Source organism: Metabacillus sediminilitoris (genome assembly GCF_009720625.1).
Classification (GTDB): Bacteria; Bacillota; Bacilli; order Bacillales; family Bacillaceae; genus Metabacillus; species Metabacillus sediminilitoris.
Map to the genome: position 1 here is coordinate 1,580,789 of NZ_CP046266.1, position 21,730 is coordinate 1,602,518.

Here is a 21,730-nt window from a genome sequence, read left to right on the forward strand (position 1 = left end):
TAAAGGTTGATAATATGAAAAAGACGTATAAGTTAGAGGCAATTCTTTGGAGTGTTGCTTTCCCAGGTTTTGGTCAACTTTTAAATGGTCACCTTTTAAAAGGAATTATTTTTATCCTTTTAGAATTCACTATCAATGTAATGAGTTCATTTAATCAAGCAATTATGTTTAGCTTTCTTGGAAAGATATCGAAGGCTGCTAGCGTGGTTGATTACCAATGGCTTATGTTTTATCCCTGTGTTTATATGTATGCAATGTACGATGCATATAAATTTGCAGAAGGGGAGAATCCTCGCTTATCGTTTGTCCCATTCGCTTTTGGAGCCTACTTTGTCACAATAGGTCTCATGTATTCTCCCAATTTATTTTTCGGTATATCATTTGGTCCAATTTGGCTTCCAATGTTGTCCTTGATTCCTGGATTAATAATTGGATTTATTATTCGTTACCTTTTGATAAAACTTACTACTAAACAAAATTATGCAAGTTGATCTTTTTTTTATGATTTGGATTATTAAACATATAAATTTCAAGGAAAAATTTGTTGCCGTACTGCTAATATCTCATTTTTAAGTTGGGGATTTAATCCAGACCATCCTTGCTCATAAGTACTATAAGTACCTCAGTATTTAATGACGAGTGACCTAAGTATGTGAAATGATAAATGTATACATACTTTATATCTTGCTTAGTTTATTTGATTATAAACATTTTAGTTATAGTCGATAATCCACTCATAGAAAACATAGAACTCATAAAATGCAATGGATTGGAGGTTTATATAAAGAGGGAACTTCGTGTATAATACAATTTATCCAAACTAAATGGTAAATAAGAAACGTTCTAAATCCTTGATATTATTGGGTTTAGGCGTTTCTTTTATTATAACAGGAACATAATTGGTCATTGCGTTTAGCTAATTCTAGTGCACTGATTGTCGGGGACGATGTTTTGCAACGTGGAAGGGAAGCTGACCATTCTTATATTGATTCACGTAATGATTATATTCGAGCTTTTAATCAGCGAATGGCGAGTGAATCCAAATTTGGAATCCATCATTCTTCCGATTGGAGATGGACTGCCGTAGGCCGGATAAAGTAATAAAGATAATCTCGATGAGAGGAAAGGATACCGATTGGTTTATCACAATTGATATCCTTTTTTATTTTAAGATTTTAGCGGGTTCTTAAGCTACTATAACAAACTGATTAATTTAATCTTTAACAAAAGGGAGCAGTTCTTTAACTAATTACCTTAGGTTACTTCATAACCAAGACTTTTTGAAAAAATGGATAGATGAAATAGCCAAGGTACACACCTAAGACGTTTAACATTAGATCATCAATATCTAAAGTTCCTCTTTTTGTTATAAATTGTAACCCTTCAATCGTGCTTATGGAATATATGGTGATAATAAGCATTTGTTTCATAGAAGGTGTTTTTTTTATATATCTATAATACAATCCAAATGGTATAAATAAACCAATATTTGCGCCTAAATTATAAAGAGCAATTAAATAATTGACGTTTCCAGATAGATAAAAATAGATAGTATCAAAAGGAATAAGATTTATGGACTCGTAACTTTGGCCTTTTGGTCTGAAAAATAATAAGATAAGCAATCCAATAGAATAAAGAAATGTAAAAACATGGAGGATATGTTCTGATAATTGAATTTTTCCTTTTTTCACCCATAATACACCAAATAAAACAAGGAAATAAATAGAAAACCAAACAACTCCTATGACAATCGGATGTAGATATTTTGTTAATTCAATCCATACCGGTAAAAGAATAAAAAATACAATTTGAGAATATAAAAAACTAAGTTTTATGTTTCTTTTCATATTTCCCCCGTACTCCATCATTTCTAATATGGTATCTATATCTAAATTTTTAATAAATATTCTTATAGTAAAAACTTACTCGTAGGAATTATATCAAGATCTTTAGCTTTGAAAAAGTATTAAAGATGTTCAACGCACTCGTCAGAAATTTATTATTCTACAATCAGAGGCCTGGCCTGTTTTTGTAAAGGGAAATTAGTGGAATAAGTTAGCGCATCTCTTGTTGCACCGTAGATTCCCATATATATTAATTTAAAAAAGTTAGAGTATTAATTTAACAAGAAAGGATGAAAAATAAATGAAAGAATTATGGCTGATTTGACAGTCAGTAACGCCTTAGAACCACGTGACTTTTACAAAGAGGTAATCGGATGGAAGCATCAGGATCTCAGCATGGGCGAGTACATCGACTAAAAAAAAAAGAAAAGTCTTCCATAAAAATGATAAAAGACAAATTCATACTATACCTTTTTCTTCCATATTATCTATTGATTGAAATCTTCACCATTTCTACATTATTCCTTTAATAACATCAGAAAAATAACAATAAAAGCCTATAAAACAAATCCACAAGCGATGTAAGGGTAAAAAGAGACGTTAAAAGCGATCATTGTTTTATCGATGATAGTAGGGTACTGCTTGGATTCAATTGCATAACTTCCTACAATCCCAGATTAGAAAGAGTAAAATAGAAAACCTACTACACTAAAAAGAGCTAGATTGTCAGCTTAGAGATGTGGCCGAATGGAATTAACTCGGTGATTTGGCAAGAAAACTTAAAAGATTAATAAAGAAGGAAATAAATGAACTTTAGGAATTAAGGTTAGCAAATTAATATCGTCTTTTTAAAGGGAGTTTAGGTAAAATTAAAACGCACAGTTTCGATATATCGTAAATTGTGCGTTTTCTGATTTATTAGTAACAATGAAAACCATGACTGCTATTTTGACATTCTCTCAAAAAAATCCTCACACAGTAATAACAACCTTTCCTTGAGCATGCCCTTCATCAAAATATTTGAAAGCTTCGGGTACTTCATCCAGCTTATACCTTTTATCAATGACAGGTCTTACTTTGCCTGCTTCAAGAAGTTCTTTCATCACGACCAGATCATTTTGGTTTGCTCTTTGTAAAAAGCTGCCGATTTTCTTGCTCCCAGTCATGGAAATCCAAGGACCCAGAACCATGGATTGAAACAGTTGAGACTCGGAACCTCCAACATGAACAAAAATTCCATTTGGACGTAATGTACGCTTATATTCTGAAATCGGATGAGAACCGTTAACTGCAAGAATCAAGTCATATCGCTCAGAATTTTGTGTAAAATTTTCTTTAGTATAGTCAATAATATGGTCTGCACCAATTGAACGTAAAATGTCTATGTTTCTCGTACTACACACACCAGTCACCTCTGCACCAAATGATTTTGCAATCTGTACTGCGAAAGTCCCCACTCCTCCTGAGGCGCCATTAATTAATACCTTTTGCCCCGATTGGATCTTGCCTTTATCCCGTAGACCCTGTAAGGCTGTGACTGCTGCCATAGGGACCGCTGCTGCTTCCTCAAAGGACATATTATCCGGTTTTATTGCTAAAGCATTTTCTGGAACCGCGACATATTCAGCAAACCCACCCCAACCACAACCGGAAAGGTCTCCGAACACTTGATCACCTACAGAAAAAAGTTTCACATCTTTGCCAACTGCTTCAACCTGACCAGCGATGTCACCTCCTGGTATCATGTATTTTGGTTTTAGTAGTCCGAATGCAAAGCGGGCTAAGAAAGGTTCTCCTTTTAAAAGAACAAGGTTGCCATAATTCACGGATGATGCATGAGTTTTTACTAATACTTGATTGTCCGTAGGAATAGGTTTTTCCATCTCTGTTACTTCAAGTACATCAGGTGAACCGTATTTTTTCGAAACGATCGCTTTAATGATATTCCTCCTCAATTCTTTCTTTTTGGCTGTTTTCGCATACTTTGTTGCTATTTACCAAGTAATGCGGTGTGGTTGATTTCCGCTCCAGATGCTCGCTTTCCGCGGGGCGGGCGGTGAGCCTCCTCGGCGTAAACGCCTGTGGGGTCTCACCTGTCCCGCTACTCCCGCAGGAGTCTCGCACTTCCGCTCAATCAACCTTAAATAGTTTTCGTTTTAAAAACAACAATCTTTACGAAAAGAGCCTTCTTTTTCTATGAAAAATCTAACTTTATATTCGTTAAAAACGGTTGAAGGTCCTTTCATCAAAAGATATTCCCGTAACAGATATTCAAGACTGTTATTTTCATGAGGCAAGTGTTAAAGATCAAAGGAGATGTTCGATCGTTCCTTTGCTATTGAGCGAGTGGTACAGAACAGGTTAAGTTTCAATTTGATGTATGATAGGTGTATCAAAGGAAATAGGTATAGGAGTTGGTTATTTTTGAACATAACAATCAGGCAAGAACAAATTGAAGATTATGAAATAACGGAAAGAGTTGTAGAATGTGCATTTGCTAGAGCAGAACATAGCGATAAAAAGGAGCATAAGCTGGTTTCTCGTATTAGAAAATCCACTTCTTTTATTCCAAAACTATCTTTAGTGGCAGTTGATCATGATCACAATAAAATAATAGGCCATCTTCTTTTATCTAAGATAAAAATTAGGAATGACAATGGGAATGCAGAATCACTTGCGCTTGCACCTGTTTCAGTCATACCCGAATATCAGAATAATGGAGTGGGCAAACTATTAATTTTTGAAGCATTGAAAAGAGCAAAAGATCTGGCATACAATTCCATTGTTGTCTTAGGGCATCCAGAATATTATCCGAAGTTCGGCTTCAAAAAAGCATCTTTATGGGGGATAGAAGCACCTTTCGAAGTACCTGATGAAGCATACATGGCTATTGAGCTGCATGAAAATGCACTTAATAAGGTATCAGGCATTGTTGAATATCCAAGTGTGTTTTTTGAATAAGCACTACTAATACACATTACGTTTCCAATACATCATTAATTAGGGCTCTTTTCTAAAAGGTAGTTACTTTTAAAACGAAAACTATTGTAGAATCTCTGTTAATAAATATGGATCTTGCAGGGATTGCTGTTTCGTGTGGCTCCGCTTGTACAGCGGGTTCAATTGATCCTTCCCGTGTGTTAGTTTCAATGTATGGTAAAGGATCTATGCAAAGTACATCTTCAATTCGATTTAGCTTTGGATTAGGAAATACTTTAGAAGATATTACATTCGCTGCAAATGAAACAGTTGAAATAGTTAAACAGTTAACATCTGAGAAACTTAGGGAGTGATAGGGAAGCACAACTATCTCCAACACTTTTTTACAGCGGGAATGCTGCCCATCTATATCTTCTACCACTTTTTCCCTTTAAGGCATAATTAAATAGCTTGTAATAGACTGTATTTTTAAGCTAATCCATTTTTTATATGAGATTGGCTTTTTTCTATTTAAAAATATTCAAAGTATTATTCTAATCAAATGGCACAAATCTTGCAAACAACAAGTTATATAATAACTATTGGAAGGAAGATGAAATATGAAAGTTCCAGTTGAAAATATCGTTGAGTTAAAAGTAGAACATCAATTTTTACAGGCGTATCCATTAATGAAACAGTTGCATGCCTATTTACATTTAGATACATTTCTTGAATTTTCAAAAAATATGCCTTATGATGGTTATCATTTATTTGGTCTATATCATGATACAAATATCGTTGCATTGGCAGGTATTAGCTGGCGTGAAAATTTACATAACAAACGCTATGTGTTTGTGCAAGATTTCGTAACAGATGCAAATCATAGACCTCATGAACTTGGATATAATCTTCTCAGTTATATTCATGAGTGGGCAAAAGAGGAGGGAGCTATATGCGTAATGGATTCATATATTCATGTTATTGTTGAAGACAAGCAATCGAGCATATTTGGAGCGGGAAATCCCATCAGATAATTCCTCTTTTTATGGCACAAATCCAATTTAGAATTTATCACATTCATATTTAAAAAAGTTATGAAAATGGGCATATATTATGCAGTAGTGGATAGTCATTCTCACAACTAGATACGATTTAATACTAACCCAGCAAAACAAGGAATCCAACACTTGGTTTCCTTGTTGGCTTAGTCCTCATTACTTGACTATCGGTTTCTGCAACTGATAAATGAGAGATTAACGAAAATATATTTGTCAGCACTTTTTCCCAGTGTCTTCCTGGATCTGGGTGGTTGGCTATTGTTTTATTTGTTACAGCTGTATATTAGTTTAGTGTGAACATTGCTGCTAATTTTAATGGTTTTTTAGTTTTGGTTCAAATGTTAGTTATCTTGATCATCATCATTTTAGTAGTCAGGGGGGACTGATAATGGTGAAGGTACAAGGGCGATAGCTTCTGCACAGCGATTTAATCAATCTGACATGGTACTGTTAACATAAATTTTTGGAGTGACTATTCAGTGTTTTTACTTTTAGGCTTTGATACAGTGACGATACTGTCGGAAGAAACATCTGAGGCACATAAAGCGATCTGCGTGTAATCACCTAACCATTATTTGGTTGAATTACTGTATATTGTTATATCTTAATACGTTTCTATAACTATCTCATTGTACAAGTAATTAGCAAGCACTGTTATGGGTCTTTGTAGGATACTTCTTGATTCAAATTCTCTAATAATCTGACTTATTTTGGCAGCAAGGGGTTTGGGATATCTCTTACATCTTACGAAAATGTTCACCTCAAAGTCACAGGTGCAACTTCCGAGTGTTACATGAGTTTATTTACAAGTTGTTTACTAAGAATTCCTTTTGATTTTAAAGGGAAATGGTAAACAACTTTTTTATTTCTATATGGTAATGTTCTAAAAACCCCCTCGATAATAATCATTCAGAATCAAAGCAATTGCATAAGTTATTCAATTATGAATAACTTATGCAATTGCTTACCTTATGAAACAGTATTCATCTCTTCTTTAAACACTAACTGTGCTATAAAACATTATTGCAAAATGAAAACTTGTTCTTTAACTTCATGCAAAGTTGGTGATGGCACAGTTATTGCAAGTATATTTAATAAATAATTAAAAGAGGTGTTAAGATGACTGTTTCAACAGCAGAAACAAAACAAAATCATTCCGTAAAGGAGCAGTTGAGCAATACAAACCCGCTAATAGAGTTTCAGGCTGTTTTAAAAGAAGCAATTGAAGTATTACGTTATCCGAATGATGTTTTTGAATTTCTTAAAGAGCCAATGAGATTTTTAGAGGTAAGTATTCCAGTGCGTATGGATAATAACACAACAAAGGTGTTTCGCGGATATCGTGCACAGCATAATGATGCGAATGGTCCTACAAAAGGAGGGATTCGTTTTCATCCAGACGTAACGCCAGAGGAAGTAAAAGCCTTATCAGGATGGATGAGTATGAAATGTGGAATTACGGGACTTCCTTATGGGGGGGCAAAAGGGGGAATTGTTTGTGATCCTCGAAATATGAGTTTACGAGAATTAGAGTTACTTAGCAGAGGTTACGTAAGGGCTGTTAGTCAAATTGTGGGTCCAACAAAAGATATACCTGCACCAGATATGTATACGAATTCTCAGATCATGGCTTGGATGTTAGATGAATATGATCATATTCGAGAATTCGATTCACCAGGTTTTATTACTGGAAAACCTTTAGCTTTAGGAGGATCTGAGGGGCGGGAGACAGCAACCTCTAAAGGAGTATTGTATACGCTTGAAAGAATATGTGAATTAAAGAAAATACCAATTAAAGAAATGACTGTTATTATTCAAGGCTTTGGAAATGTAGGCAGTTTTTTGGCGAAGTATCTGTATGAATTAGGTGCAAAGGTAGTAGGGATCTCGGATGTCCTTGGCGGGATCTATGATCCAAATGGTTTAGACATTCCTTTATTGCTGAATAGCAGAGACTCATTCGGTATCGTTTCAAATGACATAGAAAGATCTCTATCAAATCAAGATTTATTAGAAAAAGAATGTGATATTTTAATCCCTGCAGCAATTGGAGGACAGATCACAAAAAACAATGCTAACAATATAAAATGCCAAATTGTTATAGAAGCAGCGAATGGACCAACAACAAAAGAAGCAGCAAAGATTCTGCAGGAAAGAGACATTCTTGTCGTACCGGATATTTTAGCTAACTCCGGAGGCGTAATTGTTTCTTATTTTGAATGGTGTCAAAATAATCAAGGCTACTATTGGACAGAAGAGAAAGTCGATCAGCATTTAAAGGAGAAAATAAGTTCCAGTTTTGAAAAAGTCTTTCAAACTTCCCAGTGCTTTGAGGTGGATATGAGAATAGCTGCTTATATTGAAGGTATTCGCAGGGTGACAGAAGCTTCACGATTGCGTGGTTGGATAACGTGGTGAAGGGAGTCTAACAAATGGAAATTTTATTAGAAGAGAGAGAGGATCAAACAGTACATTATTACTGTATAGCAACTGATTATTATCGCTACGATATTTCTATCATTTATTCAAATTTGTTTTGTGGAAAAGCAATGGTTATCTCAATTCAAACTGGAAAAATGGTGTTAATGTGCAAAGAAGATATCGAAAATGAAGAATATTGGTTAGGAAGGTTGGGAATCAACACAATAGATGTTCCTGTATGTAGAGATTTTCTGCTTACAGTCTTAGATCAAAAACAGTTTGCTAATCAATATTAAGATAGAGAGGAGCAAGTGACGGTGTATCAGGAATTTATTATGAGTTCTATTAGTGGCACAATTGAAGAAGTTTTAATTAATATCGATTCACGGATTTACGAATGGGAAACATTATTTACAATAAAAACAGTTGATGGTGAGTTAAAAACGGTAAATGTTGGACTCAGTGGAAAAGTGTGTTCTCTTGAAGTACAAAAAGGAGATCGAGTAATACCGGGCATGGTGCTTGCCTATATAAAAGAAGATTTTATTTTATGTGGAAGTGACTAGATTTAAGCAGATAGGCATGGAGGAGATGAATCATGATCTCCTCTTTTCAAATGTATGAAATAATTGGAAAGATAGTTCACGGAAGTGAGAAATTTTTTACTTTTAGCTCTTATTATAAGATTCTATCAAATGGTACAATAGAGTAAGAGGATTGAAGGAGGCGCACCTATGTTTACACTAGCAAAAGATAAAATTAGACCAATTATTTCATTATCAATAGACAATCCTGAAGAAGATTGGCACCTGAAAATTAGAAATCATAATGAGCCTTTTTTATTTTTAGTCAGAAAAAAACAATTAGTTGCTTATATTCGATTAAAAGATATTTTATCCAATGATAGCTGCATGAACGTAACGATTGATACCTTGTTAGACAATTCAGTCCCGATAGAGAACATATGTAAATTAAGTGAACATATTTCATTACCGGTACTTTTTCAAATAATAGGTGAATCCATTGCTCTTGTTAAAAATGAAAAAGGTGATTTAACTGGTTATATTAGAAGAGAAGATGTGTTAGCTGAATTATTTAAACAAGATAATAGGACCAGCTTTGACTTATTAAAGATTATATTAACGTCAATTCCAATGGGCATTTTTGTAGTGGATCGTGAAAAACAAATCGTCAATTGCAATGAATCAGGTTTAAAGATGATAAAAATGACATCACATGACGTCATTCAAAAGCCTGCAGAAAATATTTTTAACGGAGATCATATTCATAATGTTTTTTTATCAAGAGAAACGATCCTAAATCAGCTCCAAATTACTGAAAAAATGGGAGTCCTTGTTGACTATAGCCCGATAATTGATATTAATGACGAAGTTGAAGGAATTATTATTATTGTTCAGGATTTACCAATGGTTGAGGAAATGGCCATGGAAATTGAACATATAAAAAATTTAAATAAAGACCTAAATGCGATTCTTTCCACCATTTATGACGAGATTCTTGTTGTGAACAGAAATGGAGAGTTGATCCGTTATAGTGATAGCTTTATATCTGAATTCTGGGGTGTACAGCTTAAAGATTTAATCGGCAAAAGCTTGCTGGATTTAGAAGACAAAGGTTTATTCAGTCCATCCGTTACCCGTCTTGTGTTAGAACAAAAGAAAAAAGTTTCAATTGTACAAGAAACCAAAGGTGGAAAGAAAATCCTTGCAGTAGGAAATCCAGTGTTCGATGAGGACGGCAAGATTGAGAGGATCATTATTGCATCAAGAGATATTACTGAAACAACAAAGTTAAAAACTGAATTACGGGAGATAAAAAAAATATCTGATCAATATAAGCAAGAGTTGGATACATTCAAAAATAAAGATCAGTTTTTTAAAAAAATGATCTATTGCAGTCCGAAAATGGAACAAATAATGGAGCAAGTTCAGAAAATTTCAAATTTTTCATCTACTGTTCTAATAAACGGGGAATCTGGTGTAGGAAAAGAAGTGATAGCTCAAGCGATTCATCAACTTGGAAACCGCTCAAATCAGCCGTTTCTTAAATTGAATTGCGGTGCTATTCCAGAAAATCTGCTGGAGAGCGAGCTATTTGGCTATATTAAGGGATCGTTTACAGGGGCGGATAAAAACGGAAAAGAAGGTTACTTTCAAAAGGCTGATCAAGGGATTTTATTTTTGGATGAAATTGGAGAAATGCCTTTGAGCCTACAAGTTAAATTACTTAGGGTTTTGCAGGAACAAGAAGTAATACCAATTGGCAGCACAACGCCAATAAAAATAAATGTTCAGATTGTAGCAGCAACCAATAAAAAATTAGAAAAAATGGTGGAACAAGGAACATTTCGCGAAGATTTATTTTATCGATTAAATGTAATCCCAATTTACGTACCTCCATTACGCGAGAGACCAGAAGACATCCCTCTGTTAGCATTTCATTTCTTACAACAATTAAATGAGAGATATAAGAAAAACTATCACTTATCACCAGATGCTCTAAATTTACTAGAGGTATATCCATGGCCAGGAAATATACGTGAGTTACAAAATATGATTGAAAGATTAGCAGTTTCTGCTGATCACCAAACGATAGATGCTCATTTTGTCAATCAATTTCTTGCAGTTGGTACGGATTTGAAAAAAGAAAAGCTAGTCATAAAAAAAATTCTTCCGCTTCAGGAAGCTCTTGATAGCGTTGAGGAGCAATTGATATTGCTAGCAATGAAACAATATAAGACAACAACGAAAGCTGCCAAAGCTCTGGGGGTAAGCCAGTCATCCGTTAGTCGAAAATATCAGAAAATTTTAAGTGAAAAGAACAATACGATAGATGGAGTTTTCTTAAAATAAAATAATTGCGTATGAAAAAGTGGTACAGATAGTTTATCTGTACCACTTTCCTTATTTCACAGAACAACTGAAATGAACCAAGTTTATACTTTTATCCATTTATAGGTCTGTCTTTCTTCTCCTTCTCCTTTAAAGCAATTAAACTTGCAAATTCATGAACTAATGTTGCAGCAAGTAAAGAAGTAATTTGAGTTGGATCATATGGAGGGAGCACTTCGACAAGATCAAAACCGATAAAATGAAATTCAGTAAGCGATCTAACCAATTCTAGTGTTTCAAAACTAGTAAAGCCTCCAACTTCCAATGTTCCTGTACCAGGTGCAAAGGAAGGGTCAACAAAGTCAATGTCAAACGTCAAGAAACATGGAGTATCTCCTATCTTTTCTTTTACCTCTCTTACAACATCCTTTATGCCACGTTTTTTTAGATCCTGAGTCGTAATAACTTGATACCCCAGATCATAGCTTGCTTGTATGTCGCCCGGGTGATTCAACGTGCCTCGAATCCCAATTTGAAAGACCTTGTCTGATTGTAAAAGACCCTCTTCATGTGCACGAATGAATGGTGAACCGTGCCAATATTTTTCATCATAATACGTATCCCATGTGTCGGTATGGGAATCAAATTGAATTAATGCGACAGGACCGTATATTTTTGCAGCAGCTCGCAAAGTTGCTAACGTTACGGAGTGGTCTCCTCCTAAACCTATTGGTATAATTCCACTTTTCATAAGTTCGATCACAGCAGATTCAATTTGTTCATAGCTTCGGTGAATATTATGTGGTATGACAGAAACATCTCCAATATCAATTGCGTTTGTATCATCAAAAGGATAAATTTCATGAATTGGATGGTATGGAAATAACGTCATTGAAGCCTGACGAATTGCTTGAGGGGCAAACCGTGCCCCTACCCGAAAGGATGCAGCAGTATCAAAAGGCATCCCTAAAATAGCGATCTTCGCATTCTCACGAGAGGATGGTAAACGCATAAATGAGCCGGTTGTACAAAATTCTGGTTTTACGTCTGGTGATAATGGATACTTCATAGATCTTCCTCCAAATTATTATTTATATAAGTCTTCAATAGTAGTAAAAGCAAGATTTATGCCAATTACAATTTTTATTAGTAGATTTGAGTTTTTCACGATGAATAGGAAATGAGTCGTGTGATTCCTTTATGTTGCTCTGACTAACTTATGCAGGATTGAATAAAGCGTAGTTATCCACCAATAGTAGTCGACCAATCTTGTAATTGATCAATATAAGACTCATTAGCGGTTTTTTGGCTATATTTCTACAAATTCATGTTTTGGCACGTATATTGCTTATTTTTTTAATGATTCAAAAAATACAAGAGGGTAGGGTGTGTAGAGGTATTAGTACAAACCTTAAGAATTCAAGATTGTATTATTCATATTTAAGGGGGAATGATATGTGGAAAATGGTGTGAGGTTAAAGCGTTCTTTAAAATTATGGCAAGTTATTATGATGGGATTGGCATATATGACCCCAATGGTCGTATTTGATACATTCGGAATTGTGTCAGATATTACTGGTGGACATGTCCCTGCTGCCTATTTCATAGCTTTGACGGCAATGTTATTTACTGCAGCAAGCTATGGGAAATTAGTCAAGGCATTTCCTATAGCTGGTTCTGCATATACGTATACTCAAAAGACGATAAATTCCCATCTCGGATTTATGGTTGGGTGGTCTGCGTTATTGGACTATCTTTTTTTGCCAATGGTTAATGCTTTACTAACAAAGATTTATCTTTCTACATTGTTTCCTGGTGTTCCGTCGTGGATATGGGTAGTTTTCTTTGTTGGACTTGTTACTTTTTTAAATTTGAAAAGTGTCAACATTTTAGCCAATTTCAATACGGTTTTGGTTATGATTCAAATAGCAATCATGATCATATTTGTTGTATTGGTCATTCAGGGACTTCACCAGGGCGAAGGTACTGGAAAAGTATTAACACTTCAGCCATTTATTGAAGAAGGTATGCAAATTCCGGCATTAATTACTGGTGCGACAATTCTTTGTTTTTCATTTTTAGGTTTTGATGCCGTCTCAACTCTTACAGAAGAGACAGCGAATCCGACAAAAACAATCCCTCACGCTATTTTCCTGACGGCGCTGTTTGGAGGAGTTATATTCATTACCACGTCATATTTTATTCAAGCATTTTTTCCTGATATGTCTAGATTTGAACAACCTGACGCAGCTCTTCCTGAGATTGCACTTTATGTTGGTGGAAAATTCTTTCAGTCTATTTTTTTAGTGACAACATTTGTTAATACTTTAGCTTCTGCATTAGCTTCGCATGCAAGTGTGTCCAGATTGTTATATGTAATGGGGCGTGATAATGTCTTTCCAGAAAAATGGTTTGGATTTATCCATCCACGCTGGAAAACTCCATCGTTTAATGTTTTATTGGTTGGTACAATTTCATTGTCAGCAATTTTCTTTGATTTAGTGACAGCAACGGCGCTAATAAATTTTGGGGCGTTAATTGCGTTTACATTCGTTAATCTAAGTGTGATCAGTCATTTTGTTGTTCGTGAGAAAAAACATAAGACGGTTAAAGGGTTTATCAACTATGTGATAATGCCGTTAATTGGAGCAGGTGCGGTGGCTGTTCTATGGTTCAACCTGGAATTAAGCTCATTTACAATTGGTTTAGTTTGGGCATTCTTTGGACTTTGCTATCTTTTGTACATTACAAAAATGTTAAAATCCAGACCGCCTCAATTTGAATATGAGGAAAAAGTGGAAATGTAGCAATAAATTAATAGCTTGTGAAGTAGAAGGGTGTTTTTAATCCTTCTCTTTTTATTATTTTGAGCTTTCAAGATATTCTTTTTTGCAGCACCAAGCGTTTCTGTAAGTAGTTACTTATTAAAAATTAGTCGGATTCATTCCATTGTTTGTGTTTATTCATAATTAAATAATTTTATGCATATTTGCATAGATTTTGCAATGATCCTATGAATCTATCATCTAAAACACACCTTTTGAGATTGGCACACTTCTTGCAATATTAAAAGGCAAAGGGAGGGGATTATTGGAATGCTTAATTTGAAAATGTATATCAACGGTGAATGGAGAGAAGCGATCAACAAAGAAAAACGCAATGTGCTTAATCCGGCTACAGGTGAAATAATCGCTCAAGCTGCTGAGGGAACAATTGAAGATGTAAGAGAAGCCATCCAAACAGCAAAAGAAGTGTTTAATAGTGGAATTTGGTCAGATATGCCTGCTGCAGAAAGGGCATCATATTTATTTAAAATTGCAGATAAAATCGAGGAGAATGTCGGGGAGCTTATTCGCCTTGAAACGATGGATAATGGAAAACCGTTACGAGAAGCAGCTTACGACATTGCGGATGCAGCAGCTTGTTTCCGCTACTATGCAGGACTAATTACCAAACCTGATGGAATAACTTATCATGTATCAGATCCGATTCAAGCTCTAGTTGTTCGGGAGCCAGTTGGGGTATGTGGGTTAATTGTTCCATGGAACTATCCGCTATTATTAAGTGTTTGGAAAATTGCTCCAGCATTGGCGGCAGGAAATACAATTGTTTATAAACCTTCTGAAGTAACACCACTTACCCCAACAAAGCTTTTTCAAATATTTGAGGAAGTGGAATTGCCTAAGGGCGTTGCCAACATGGTAATGGGAGCGGGGCCTGTTGTTGGGAATGAAATTGCTGAAAGTGAAGATGTCGATCTTATTTCGTTTACAGGAGGTACAAAAACTGGGAAACAAATTATGAGAGCTGCAGCAGGGAATTTGAAGAAGCTCTCTTTAGAACTTGGCGGAAAATCGCCAAACATTATTTTTGCAAATGCTGATTTTGAGACAGCTGTTGATTACGCTTTGTTTGGCATTTATGCAGGATCAGGCCAAGTATGTGCTGCCGGATCGAGGATTTTAGTAGAAGAAAGCATTTATGAGAAGTTTGTAAATCGATTTGTTGAACGTTCAAAGAAAATCAATGTGGGGCCCGGGAATGATCCAAACACTGAAATGGGTCCACTCGTAAGTGAAGAGCATATGGATAAGGTTTTAAGGTATATCGAGATCGGAAAAGAAGAAGGAGCACGTATCGTTTGTGGTGGAAACCGTATAAAAGGAAATGGGTTAGAAAATGGATTTTTTGTAGAACCTACAGTGTTCGTTGACGTTAAACCAAGTATGAGAATCGTTCAAGAAGAAATTTTTGGTCCTGTTGTTGTCATTGAAAAATTCAAGGACGAAAACGAAGCCATATCCTTAGCAAATGCTACTGATTACGGCCTAGCCGGAGCAGTATTTACGAATGACGGAGCAAAAGCATTAAGAGTGACTAAAAAAATCCGCGCAGGCATTACGTGGATCAACACTTATCACAATACTTATAATGAAGCGCCATGGGGCGGCTATAAACAAAGCGGAATCGGCCGAGCTCTTGGAACTTACGGCTTGGACGTTTTCCAAGAGATTAAACAAATAAATATTAACTTACAAGTAGAACCAATTGGTTGGTTTTCAAAACTCATTACAAAACAAAAAGAGGAGAGATAACATGGGTACAAATCTAGAGAATAAACAAGAAGAAATACAGGAACAAAATGTTAATAATTATATTAAACAAGTTTTAAACTTAATTGAGAAAGATCAGGTAACAGAGGATGAAGCGAAGTGGATTACAAAGGAAACAGTTAACAACTTTCGTGAGCATGTTAATCCAGGTTTTTTAGAATATCGAAAAACAGTAACGAAAGATGGTCAATTTGCGGCTGTTGAATGGTCTGACGAGGGTTCGTGTTTTAAAGATGTCAACGGAAAAAAATATATTGATTGTCTTGGCGGCTTTGGTATTTATAATGTTGGCCACCGTAATAAGAAGGTAGTTAAAGCAGTTACTGATCAATTAAAACGTCAAGCGCTCCATAGTCAAGATTTGTTAGATCCACTTCGTGCGATACTGGCAAAAATTTTAGCAGATATCACACCAGGAGATTTAAAATATTCTTTCTTTACAAATAGTGGAACGGAAAGTGTTGAAGCCGCTTTAAAGCTTGCAAAAATGTATAGTGACCGTTCAACATTTATTTCGACAACTCGCTCCTTCCATGGAAAGAGTCTAGGTTCACTATCTGGAACAGCAAAAGGGATGTTCCGCAAGCCGTTTCTTCCATTAATACCTGGTTTTCGTCATGTACCATTTGGCGACATTGACATGATGAGAAAGACATTCGAAACAAGTGCTTTAGTCGGTGAGGATGTTGCAGCCGTTATTTTAGAGCCAATTCAAGGGGAAGGTGGTATTATCTTGCCGCCAGAAGGTTACCTCAAGCAAGTTAGAGATTTATGTGATCAATATGATGCACTGCTGATTTTTGACGAAGTACAAACAGGTATGGGCCGTACAGGGAAAATGTTCTGTGCAGAAGTATATAATGTTGTTCCTGATATTCTTTGTCTAGCGAAAGCATTTGGAGGTGGTGTCATGCCTGCTGGTGCAGTAGTGGGTAAAGAAAAAGTATTCAAGAGCTGGTTTGATAATCCATTTATGCACACTACAACATTCGGCGGAAATCCACTTGCATGTGCTGCAGCGATTGCAACGATTGATGTCTTACTAGAAGAAGATTTACCATCTCGAGCTGCAGAAGTCGGTGAATATTTCTTACAAGGACTTAAAGATGCTGCAGTAGGTCATGAAGATAAAGTGATGGAGATCCGAGGAAAGGGATTAATGATTGGAATTGAATTTCATAAGGATGAGGTAGGGTACGAGGTTTCCAAGGCGTTGTTTGATAGAGGAATTCTTGTAGCCGGAACACTAGTAAACTCAAAAACAATTCGGATAGAGCCTTCTCTAACGATTAGTTATGAAGAAGTAAATACCGTTATAAATGCATTTAAAGAAGTATTACCGACTGTAAAATAAATAATGTTCTAAAAAGGGAGGAGGGGGACCTCCTTTTTTAGGCCAATTTAAAAATAAAGTGCACATGCTGGAGACACAGGAATAGCTTGCCTTTTAAGTACAAACCGTGTTTTCTCTGTGAACTGCAATAAATACAGCTATTTGAAAACTGATTATTAGGAAGGTGTATTCATAATGAAAGATTTTGTAACTTTAAATACCGCAATACCTGGGCCGAAGTCTCAAAGTCTATTGGAAAGAAGACAAAGAGTCGTGCCGAAAGGGATAAGCAATGGATGCCCCGCTTTTGTTAGTAAGGCAAAAGGTGCACTTGTTGAAGATATCGATGGGAATACATTTATTGATTTTGCCGGTGCTATTGGAACAATCAATGTTGGACATTCGCATCCACAAGTAGTAAAAGCTCTGCAAGAACAAGCTGAGAATTTTATTCATACGGGCTTTAATGTCATGATGTATGAATCCTATATTGAATTGGCTGAAAGACTAACTGAGCTTGCTCCAGGAGAATTCTCTAAACAAGCAGCTTTTTTTAATAGTGGTGCTGAAGCTGTTGAAAACGCAGTGAAAATTGCCCGGAAGTATACAAAAAGACAAGGTGTTGTTTCTTTTACAAGAGGTTTTCATGGACGAACGTTAATGACGATGACAATGACGAGTAAAGTAAAACCTTACAAATATGGATTTGGACCTTTTGCTCCAGAAGTGTATAAAGCCCCATATCCATATGTATATCGCAGACCAGAAGAAATGAACGAAGAACAGTACAGTCAATTTATGATTCAGCAATTTGAGCAATTTTTAGTTTCAGAGGTTGCCCCTGAAACGATTGCAGCCGTTGTTATGGAACCAGTGCAAGGTGAAGGTGGCTTTATCGTTCCTGACAAAGCTTTTGTACAACGAGTTTATGAAATTTGTAAAGAAAACGGTATCGTTTTTGTTGCTGATGAAATCCAAACGGGTTTTGGTCGTACTGGCGGCTATTTTGCCATAGAGCATTTTGGTGTAACACCTGACCTTATTACAATCTCGAAGTCTATGGGCGCAGGGATGCCAATAAGTGGTGTTATTGGAAGAGAAGAAATAATGCGCGTTTCTGAACCAGGGGAACTCGGAGGAACATATGCGGGAAGCCCGCTAGGATGTCAAGCAGCACTTGCGGTACTTGATATTATTGAAAAAGAAAACCTAAATAACCGAGCGCAAGTGATCGGTCAAAAGGTAATGGACAAGTTTCAGCAATTGTCTGACCGTTTTGAGCAGGTTGATGGTATTCGGGGTCTTGGTGCAATGTGTGCTTTAGAGATTGTAAAAGATAAAAATAGTAAAACACCAGATAAAGAAACTACAGGGAGAATTGTAAAGGAAGCAACGAACAGAGGGCTTCTTTTATTAAGTGCAGGTGTATTTGGCAATGTAATTCGTATTTTAATGCCTCTTACTATCTCAGATGAGCAGCTCGATGAAGGACTATCAATTTTAGAAGATGCCACAGAAGCAGTTCTTGCACCACAATATATTTAAAGAGAGATGATAAAAGTATGAATCCAAATTTAACGAATCAGAAAAATAGTTTGTTTAGCATGTATATAGATGGGAAATGGGTAGGGAATGAGTGTCAGGAATTTGCAGAAGTAATAAATCCTGCAACGAATGAAGTGGTTGGAATCATTCCAAAAGGTGGAGCCAATGAGGCTAAACAAGCAGTTGATGCCGCTCATCGAGCTTTTAAAGTATGGTCAAAAAAAACAGCTGAAGAACGCGGTCAACTTTTAATGAAATGGTTTCACTTAATTGATGATAATAAGGAAGAAATAGGAAGGATCATGACATTAGAGCAGGGGAAGCCGGTAAAAGAGGCTGTCGGTGAGGTAATGTATGCAAATAGTTTTATCTCTTGGTACGCAGAAGAGGGAAAGCGGATTTATGGAGAGACGATTCCAGCTTCACACCCTCATAAGCGAATACTTGTCCGTAAAGAACCAGTTGGGGTCATTGCAGCGATTACACCTTGGAATTTCCCAGCTGCGATGATTACGCGAAAAGTAGCGCCAGCACTTGCAGCAGGGTGTACAGCTGTCGTCAAACCCGCACAACAAACCCCGCTAACTGCTTTAAAATTAGCAGAGTTAGCAGACAAGGCTGGCATTCCAAAAGGTGTTTTGAACATTGTAACAGGTAAGGCGAAGGAGATTGGGGATGCATGGTTAAACGATGCTCGTGTTAGAAAAATTACGTTTACAGGATCTACAGAAGTTGGAAAAGTATTAATGAGAGCTGCTGCCGAAAACGTGAAAAAAATTTCTCTCGAATTGGGAGGAAATGCTCCGTTTATAGTGATGGATGATGCTGATTTAGAGAAAGCAGCTATAGGATTAGTTAATTCGAAGTTTCGAAACGCAGGCCAAACATGTATATGTACAAATAGAATTTATGTACATGAAGCAGTTGCAGACCAATTTGTGGAAATGTTTAAAAACGAGCTTGCAAAACTTAAGGTAGGTAACGGGCTTGTAGAAGGAATTGATATTGGGCCATTAATTGATCAAGCAGCAGTAGATAAAGTGAAAACTCTAATTGATGATGCAGTAGTGCATGGTGGGAAAATAGTTTATGGTGAAGAAAATCCCGTAATTGGTGAAGGTTTTTACTATAATCCGACTATTATTACGAATGTTAATGATCAAATGTTATGTGTAAGTGAAGAAATATTTGGACCGCTCGCACCGATTGCAACATTTAAAACAGAGCAAGAAGTGATTGAGAGGGCGAATCATACAAATTATGGACTTGCTGCTTATGTATATACCGAAAATCTTAGCTGTGCTTTCCGCATCAGTGAAGAACTTGAATATGGGATCATCGGTCTGAACGATGGATTACCTTCAGCTGCACAAGCGCCTTTTGGAGGTTATAAAGAAAGTGGGTTAGGAAGAGAAGGCGGCCATCACGGGATTGAAGAATACCTTGAAGTAAAATATATTTCGATTGCTTTAAACAATTAAAATAAATTTTTGAAAAATTAGGTTCATGAACTTCCTTACCTTAGAAAAAGGAATGGAACTTCCCGATGTAAAGAAGTTAAAGTTTACATTATCTTTCAAACTTTATTTTTCTAAATACCTTTATTTACATTTAATTATTAATAAATACTATTATATAACATTTCAAAATTACTTAAAGGGAGACAATAAAAGTGAGTATAGGTACTGATCGAGTAAAACGCGGCATGGCAGAAATGCAAAAAGGCGGCGTTATTATGGATGTTGTAAACGCGGAACAAGCAAAAGTTGCTGAGGAAGCTGGTGCAGTTGCAGTTATGGCATTGGAGCGAGTTCCTGCCGATATTCGCGCTGCTGGTGGAGTTGCGCGTATGGCAGATCCTACAATTGTTGAGGAAGTAATGAACGCAGTTTCTATTCCAGTTATGGCAAAAGCTAGAATAGGACATATTGTGGAGGCGCGTGTACTTGAAGCAATGGGTGTTGATTATATTGATGAAAGTGAAGTATTAACACCAGCAGATGAAGAATATCATCTTTTAAAAAGTGAGTTCACTGTACCATTCGTATGTGGTTGCCGTGACCTAGGAGAAGCAACCCGTCGTATTGCAGAAGGTGCATCAATGTTAAGAACAAAAGGTGAACCAGGAACAGGAAACATTGTTGAAGCTGTTCGCCATATGCGTAAAGTGAATGCACAAATTCGCAAAGTTGCAAATATGAGTAATGATGAGTTAATGACTGAAGCAAAAAATCTTGGAGCACCTTTTGAGCTTTTACTTCAAATCAAGCGTGAAGGAAGACTTCCGGTCGTTAATTTTGCAGCAGGAGGTGTTGCAACTCCTGCCGATGCCGCATTGATGATGCAATTGGGAGCTGATGGCGTGTTTGTTGGATCGGGTATTTTTAAATCAGAAAATCCTGCAAAATTTGCACGTTCTATTGTAGAAGCTACAACGCATTATCAAGATTATGAGTTAATTGCTAAGCTTTCCAAAGGACTTGGAACAGCTATGCAAGGAATTGAAATTTCAACTATATTACCAGAGCATAGGATGCAAGAGCGAGGCTGGTAAATAAAAATTCTATTATTAAAACAATTTTCAAAAATATATACCTGGACCTTATTTTTCAATGTCCAGGTATACATAAATAAAGATTATATTACATAGCCAGCACTTCCTGGTCTTTAGCCGCTTACGAATTGAAGGTAAAGAACGCCATCTATTCCTGATTTTTCTCTTCTTAGCAGAAAAACTAGGGTTTTTATATACAAAGTGGAGTAGAGCAAAGCAAAAACACGTCAAGATATTTTTTGAATAAAAAAGACGATTTTTTCTACGTAAGTAGTTTAGATAACGTGTAAAAAAAGCTAAATCACAATGTAAATGATATATGATTTAGCAACATAAATAGCATTTAAGTAATAATATAATTAGTAAAAAATGCTAGGATATCAAGCGTTTTTGACTATATATAAGTCTGCTTAGGAAAGAACCCCATTTCTTTAAGTGCATTTCTAACAAACTTCAGTTGCTTTTAGATTATTTCTCAAATGGAAGTCTAGGATTTTCAACTAGATATATGGAGTAAGTCCAACCTTCATTTTTTATTTTAGAACATTAGTCATTGTCGCAAGATAAGATAGGTCTGCTTATCACTACGAA

Annotated in this window: 17 protein-coding genes and 1 pseudogene; 15 read left to right on the top strand and 3 right to left on the bottom strand. The window is 36.0% G+C overall.

Annotated features, from left to right (window positions below):
- The first annotated feature begins 14 nt into the window (after positions 1-14).
- Both GMB29_RS07700 and GMB29_RS07705 read left to right on the top strand, forming a co-directional pair.
- Complete coding sequence (locus tag GMB29_RS07700; protein WP_136351844.1) at positions 15-491, top strand: hypothetical protein; 477 nt, start codon at positions 15-17, stop codon at positions 489-491.
- Between the two features lie 460 nt (positions 492-951).
- A complete protein-coding gene (locus GMB29_RS07705) occupies positions 952-1,101 on the top strand; it encodes a hypothetical protein (RefSeq protein ID WP_155443852.1) in 150 nt (49 codons plus the stop codon).
- Positions 1,102-1,259: 158 nt separating this feature from the next.
- On the opposite strand, the gene GMB29_RS07710 is transcribed toward GMB29_RS07705, so the two are convergent.
- On the bottom strand, positions 1,260-1,847 hold the full coding sequence (locus tag GMB29_RS07710) for a VanZ family protein (protein WP_227551583.1): 588 nt from the start codon (positions 1,845-1,847) through the stop codon (positions 1,260-1,262).
- A 968-nt stretch (positions 1,848-2,815) separates the two neighbouring features.
- Positions 2,816-3,784 carry an NAD(P)-dependent alcohol dehydrogenase gene (locus GMB29_RS07715; RefSeq protein WP_136351874.1) on the bottom strand — a complete coding sequence of 323 codons (969 nt, stop codon included), beginning with the start codon at positions 3,782-3,784 and terminating at the stop codon, positions 2,816-2,818.
- Positions 3,785-4,268: 484 nt separating this feature from the next.
- On the opposite strand from GMB29_RS07715, the gene GMB29_RS07720 reads away from it, so the two are divergent.
- The 7 genes and pseudogenes from GMB29_RS07720 to GMB29_RS07750 all read left to right on the top strand — a co-directional run bounded on the left by GMB29_RS07720 (position 4,269) and on the right by GMB29_RS07750 (position 11,115).
- Complete coding sequence (locus GMB29_RS07720; protein ID WP_136351841.1) at positions 4,269-4,805, top strand: GNAT family N-acetyltransferase; 537 nt, start codon at positions 4,269-4,271, stop codon at positions 4,803-4,805.
- An 86-nt stretch (positions 4,806-4,891) separates the two neighbouring features.
- Positions 4,892-5,137, top strand: a pseudogene (locus GMB29_RS07725) (cysteine desulfurase NifS); the annotation flags it as partial.
- Positions 5,138-5,383: 246 nt separating this feature from the next.
- A complete protein-coding gene (locus GMB29_RS07730) occupies positions 5,384-5,797 on the top strand; it encodes a GNAT family N-acetyltransferase (RefSeq protein WP_136351840.1) in 414 nt (137 codons plus the stop codon).
- Positions 5,798-6,940: 1,143 nt separating this feature from the next.
- Positions 6,941-8,239: a Glu/Leu/Phe/Val family dehydrogenase gene (locus tag GMB29_RS07735; protein WP_136351839.1), complete on the top strand. Its 1,299-nt coding sequence runs from the start codon at positions 6,941-6,943 to the stop codon at positions 8,237-8,239.
- A 14-nt stretch (positions 8,240-8,253) separates the two neighbouring features.
- Positions 8,254-8,538 (top strand): SAV0927 family protein, encoded by a 285-nt coding sequence (locus GMB29_RS07740; protein WP_136351838.1) that lies wholly within the window; start codon positions 8,254-8,256, stop codon positions 8,536-8,538.
- 21 nt (positions 8,539-8,559) lie between these two features.
- A complete protein-coding gene (locus tag GMB29_RS07745; protein ID WP_406600317.1) occupies positions 8,560-8,808 on the top strand; it encodes a biotin/lipoyl attachment domain-containing protein in 249 nt (82 codons plus the stop codon).
- Between the two features lie 168 nt (positions 8,809-8,976).
- A complete protein-coding gene (locus GMB29_RS07750; protein ID WP_136351837.1) occupies positions 8,977-11,115 on the top strand; it encodes a sigma 54-interacting transcriptional regulator in 2,139 nt (712 codons plus the stop codon).
- A 91-nt stretch (positions 11,116-11,206) separates the two neighbouring features.
- On the opposite strand, the gene speB is transcribed toward GMB29_RS07750, so the two are convergent.
- Complete coding sequence (gene speB / locus GMB29_RS07755) at positions 11,207-12,163, bottom strand: agmatinase (protein WP_136351836.1); 957 nt, start codon at positions 12,161-12,163, stop codon at positions 11,207-11,209.
- 388 nt (positions 12,164-12,551) lie between these two features.
- On the opposite strand from speB, the gene GMB29_RS07760 reads away from it, so the two are divergent.
- The 6 genes from GMB29_RS07760 (at position 12,552) to pdxS (ending at position 21,139) form a co-directional block, all read left to right on the top strand.
- Positions 12,552-13,901 (top strand): APC family permease, encoded by a 1,350-nt coding sequence (locus GMB29_RS07760; protein WP_211091247.1) that lies wholly within the window; start codon positions 12,552-12,554, stop codon positions 13,899-13,901.
- Positions 13,902-14,189: 288 nt separating this feature from the next.
- Positions 14,190-15,689 (top strand): aldehyde dehydrogenase family protein, encoded by a 1,500-nt coding sequence (locus GMB29_RS07765; RefSeq protein ID WP_136351835.1) that lies wholly within the window; start codon positions 14,190-14,192, stop codon positions 15,687-15,689.
- Between the two features lies 1 nt (position 15,690).
- Positions 15,691-17,061: a putrescine aminotransferase gene (locus GMB29_RS07770; protein ID WP_136351834.1), complete on the top strand. Its 1,371-nt coding sequence runs from the start codon at positions 15,691-15,693 to the stop codon at positions 17,059-17,061.
- A gap of 174 nt (positions 17,062-17,235) precedes the next feature.
- Complete coding sequence (gene gabT / locus GMB29_RS07775) at positions 17,236-18,585, top strand: 4-aminobutyrate--2-oxoglutarate transaminase (protein WP_136351833.1); 1,350 nt, start codon at positions 17,236-17,238, stop codon at positions 18,583-18,585.
- A gap of 59 nt (positions 18,586-18,644) precedes the next feature.
- Complete coding sequence (locus GMB29_RS07780; protein ID WP_136351871.1) at positions 18,645-20,066, top strand: NAD-dependent succinate-semialdehyde dehydrogenase; 1,422 nt, start codon at positions 18,645-18,647, stop codon at positions 20,064-20,066.
- A gap of 191 nt (positions 20,067-20,257) precedes the next feature.
- Positions 20,258-21,139 (top strand): pyridoxal 5'-phosphate synthase lyase subunit PdxS, encoded by an 882-nt coding sequence (gene pdxS, locus GMB29_RS07785; protein WP_136351832.1) that lies wholly within the window; start codon positions 20,258-20,260, stop codon positions 21,137-21,139.
- Positions 21,140-21,730: the final 591 nt, after the last annotated feature.